The organism is Novosphingobium naphthalenivorans NBRC 102051, assembly GCF_001590985.1.
Lineage (GTDB): Bacteria > Pseudomonadota > Alphaproteobacteria > Sphingomonadales > Sphingomonadaceae > Novosphingobium > Novosphingobium naphthalenivorans.
This window is the reverse complement of record NZ_BCTX01000160.1, coordinates 1-4,245: the sequence shown is the minus strand read 5'-3', so window position 1 is coordinate 4,245 and position 4,245 is coordinate 1. Positions and strand designations below refer to the sequence as shown.

Here is a 4,245-nt window from a genome sequence, read left to right as displayed (position 1 = left end):
CTAAATCGCTTAGTTATCATTTTCCGAATGATTCCCGGGAACGAGAAGTACGCCTCAACATCTTCAAACCCGCCGGTTTCAAGGAAGAAGTCAGTATTCCAATCGATCATTCCTGCAAGTATCCTTGCTGCCTTCCGAAGTTTCCTAAGATTCTTCAGCGCTTCATAATCTCCATTTCTGGCTGCGCTTGCCAGTCGCTCTGCACATTCGAACAGGCTCCTCCCAAGTTTGTCAGTATTGCGAGAAAATGACTTCTGCGTTCTGAATATTTCTAGAAGCACCGCGTCAGCTTCCGCCGCAAAGTCATCCGGTTCATTCCGATCATCATCCATAGCAGCATCCTTTTCGTTGGAGGAGGCCACCCTCCACGGGGGGAGAAAAGGATAAGTGGCTCTTCGAGTAGAAGCTGCCGCACAAATATATATGATACAATGTGCTAGGAAGCGATCTACTGCGTTTTCCTTTTCCGCAGCACCGCTTCCATACAAGGGAACAGGGTTTCCCTTGGGGGCCGTCGCAGCGTCTACTGCGACGGCTCTTCCTGTTCCCAAGCAAGTAGCATCTACTGCTACTGCAAATGATATCGCCGATTCGCCCCTCCACTGCAAGCATTTCAATAATGGGCATGCATGACACCGCGAACGACCTGTTTACGCCCCTTTTTCTGCGACGAAGCTGGCTTTGAAAACAGGTCCTCTAGTTCAATAAGACGTGCAATCGTCGCTTCGACATCGCCACATTCGGCGATGTCACGAATGCTGGCCAGCAACCGGTCGCCTTCACCGGTAGAAGTTCGAACTTCGTCTTCGACTCCCAGCAGACACGGACACCCTGCAAATTCGAGGGATGTCAGGAAGGGTTTTACAGCCTGAACACTGAGTTTTTTGCCGGTCAATACCGGGTTCGAACACAGTAATTTCAAAAGTGCGAGTTTATGGCGATTTTCGGCGCGCTTGAACCAATCCAGCGCGTAATTGCTGACTTTTTCAGCGATGTCCAAAAGTTCGATTACGCGTCCGTCGAACGACGGATTCGCGGCATTTTCCAGCTTCGCACGGGCCTGTTCGAGGCGCTGGCGCTCTTGGGTAAATTCGTCATCGTTGAGCAATCGCCTCAGACGTAGGGAGGTTAGCTCCCCTAGCTGTGCGGTGATCTCGGCTAATGCGGTCATGCGACGCGCCGCGAATTCTGTTACCTTCTTCTGCGCGTCCGCCAGGTCTTCTTTGAGCCGCTTTCGCACCCACGATACTATTTTGTGATCAAGGTGGAGGGCGACAAGAAAACTCGCAAATTGACGATCAAGCGCCCGCTCTTCAATCGAGGGCTCGTTGCAGCCATGTACTAGGCGGCCGCGTGCGGCGCAATGGTAGTAGGTGTAGTGGGTGCCGTAGCGGTTCACTTTGTGTTCGGCGGTGATGGCCTTGCCGCATGCTCCGCACGTCAGAAGTCCTGAATACGCGAAAGTCTCGGCCTGGGGACGCGGCGTGGACCGCTGATTAAGCAAATTTTGCACGCGGTCAAACTCGTCGGACGTGAGCATCGGTTCGTGTCGGCCTGGATGCGTTCGGCCGCCCCAGAGGAGATCCCCTTTGTAGAAGGGGTTGGAAAGTGTTTGATAGATGGAGGAGCGCCCAATCGGTTTGCCGCCACTGCGTTTGCTGCGTGGCGTCAGCAGCCCCCAGTCATTCTGGGCAATCTTGACGATTTGACGCGGCGTATAGGCGCCGGTCAGGAAAAGATCGAAGATGTGCCGTATGACCGGGAATTGATCGGGATCGGGGATGATGGTCTTGGTGACTGGGCAGTTCTTGTATCCGAGCGGTGCGCGGTTCGGCCTCCACCCCATGGCAACCTTGGTGGCATTCCCCCGCTTGACGTTCTCAGAAAGAGCATCGCTGTAGTATTTGGATTGGCCGAACATGATCGACAACATGAACTTGCCCTGCGAGTTGTTCTCGAAGGTATAGGTGGCAAACTTGAGGTCACGCAGGATACCCTGATCCAGCAAATAGATCACATGCCCACCGTCTATGGAATTGCGGGCGAGGCGGTCGGGCGCCCAGCTGGCGATGCCTTCAGCCTCCCCAGCTTCGATGCGTTTCAGCATTTCGGCAAAGAGCGGACGTCCCGGTGTCTTGGCACTCTTGGCTTCTTCGTAGACACCGGCGATCTCGACGTCGGTCTTGTCACCGAAAGCCTTGGCGATGGCCTCTTGCTGCGAGGCGAGCGAGAGCACTTGCCGTTCCTCACCCTCGGATGATTTTCGGCTGTAGATGAAGTAGCGCATACGGGACTGAATTATGTCCCCCAAGTCCCCAAGTCGCTCGGAACCCAGAGGACTCGAATCATACGCCATAGACGGCGTACGCGCGAATCGCGCGTGGGGACAGCATGCCGGTGCGGATGCAACCCCGCACGGCGTCGCCATCTGCGCCCATGCGGTTGGTGACGCCGTGCCCGTACTCTAGACACCCCGCACCATGGGGGCATATGACGACACACCCCACACCCACCGTTTCCCGTGTGCTGGCCGATGGCACGCTTATCGATCTCATCTTCGATGCCGAGGTTGGCACGACCGGGCTGGCGGTATGCCCGCCGGGTGGAACACTACACATCCTGGAGCAGTTCACGACGCCCGAAGGCGAAGTGCTCGTGCCCTATGCCGCCACCAACAACCTGCTGACCTCGGGCTGCGTCCTGCTGCCGTCAGCCGTGGGGGACATGGGCAGCAAGGCCGACCTCTTGACCGACATCAGGGCCTTTATCCATCGCTATGTCAGCCTGTCACCCGTGTTCGAGGACATTGCCGCCCACTATATCCTGCTCTCCTGGGTCCACGACGCGTTCAACGAAGTGCCGTACCTGAGGCTTATTGGCGACTACGGTTCCGGCAAGACCCGAGCCCTGCTCGTGCTTGGTTCGCTGGCGTACAAGGGTTTCTTCGCTTCCGGGGCGAGCACAGTGTCGCCGATATTCCATGTCCTTCACGAGTTCTCCGGCTGTCTTTTGCTCGACGAAGCTGACCTGCGCTTCTCGGATACCACGGCCGATCTGGTGAAGATCCTCAACAACGGCACGATGAAGGGCCTGCCGGTGCTGCGCACCATGACCAACCGCTACCGCGAACTGAACCCTCAGGCCTTCCGTGTGTTCGGTCCCAAGATCGTCGCCATGCGCCAGCATTTTCAGGACGAAGCCCTCGAAAGCCGCTTCCTGACCGAGGACATGAACGCCTGCGCACTGCGCGAGGATATTCCCATTCATCTGCCTGATGCGATGAAAGCTGAAGCGCTGGTCTTGCGCAACCGGCTCCTGGCCTGGCGGTTTGCCATGCGCCCCACGGTCGGGATCGATCCGGCCCGCAGCATTGCGGGACTGTCGCCGCGTGGCAATCAGATGGCTTTGCCGCTCCTGTCACTGATGGACGATGCGTACTCACGCGATGCCGTTGCCACCCGTCTGGCGACGGCGGAGGCGCTGGCGGCAGCCAAGCGCTCCACCCTCCCGCATGTCGCCATGACCGGGGTGCTCGACCGGCTGTTTCGTGAAAGAACGCAGGTTCCGGTCGCCACGGTAGCAGAGGAGATCAACCGCGATCTGGACACGCCCATGCCGATCAAGTCGGTGGGCCATGTGCTGCGCAAGGAACTGGGGCTTGCGACCACGAAGTCGCGCGGGGTGTTCGTGGTGCCAGCATCGGAACGCGGCAAGGTACGGGAATTGGCCGACCGCTTTGCGCCAGCGGAGCCCGTGCAGGCGTAGCGGCAGGATTTCTCCCGCGCGATAGCGCGGGCAAAAACCGCGCCAATGAAATCCGCGCCGGTGCGGCCGCACGGATAAAGGAAATATGAAGTGCGACTTCACCCGTGCAGTTGGTGACGCCGTGCGCAATGCTGCATTCTTAGCGATGATGAAGAACAGCGGTCCCGCGAGGCCCCAAACGTAATCTGTACATTTGATATGACACAAACCCACGGACTGAGTGTCCACCGCCGCCTGTACCACCTGCGCCAAGATGAACTTGCCCACCTTATAGGCGTCTCGCCGACGATGATCTGGCGCATGGAGAAAGGTCAGGACGCACAGCGCTCCGACATCGAGGCTATGCTAGGCCTCGAAATTGTGTTCGGGAAAACGCCGTCGCAAATCTTCTCCTCGCTCTACGGGCTGGTTGAAGAGGCCGTCGTGCATCGCGCGCAGGAACTTGGGAAAGTCTGGCAAACACTCGATGATCCCGGAACT

Annotated in this window: 4 protein-coding genes; 2 read left to right on the top strand and 2 right to left on the bottom strand. The window is 57.7% G+C overall.

The features are described 5' to 3' along the window. The coding region (locus NN5_RS26170; RefSeq protein ID WP_157081326.1) for a hypothetical protein at nt 1-332 on the bottom strand (332 nt) is incomplete at its 3' end. 281 nt (nt 333-613) lie between these two features. Beyond that, nucleotides 614-2,287 carry a recombinase family protein gene (locus NN5_RS24230; RefSeq protein ID WP_067739180.1) on the bottom strand — a complete coding sequence of 558 codons (1,674 nt, stop codon included), beginning with the start codon at nt 2,285-2,287 and terminating at the stop codon, nt 614-616. A gap of 203 nt (nt 2,288-2,490) precedes the next feature. Between NN5_RS24230 and NN5_RS24225 the strand changes: the two genes are divergently transcribed. Together NN5_RS24225 and NN5_RS24220 are read left to right on the top strand one after the other, a co-directional pair. Continuing rightward, entirely contained in the window at nt 2,491-3,765 is a 1,275-nt protein-coding gene (locus tag NN5_RS24225) for a hypothetical protein (RefSeq protein ID WP_157081325.1), read from the top strand. Between the two features lie 288 nt (nt 3,766-4,053). Next, nucleotides 4,054-4,245: hypothetical protein (locus NN5_RS24220; RefSeq protein WP_157081324.1), on the top strand; the 192-nt coding region annotated here is incomplete at its 3' end.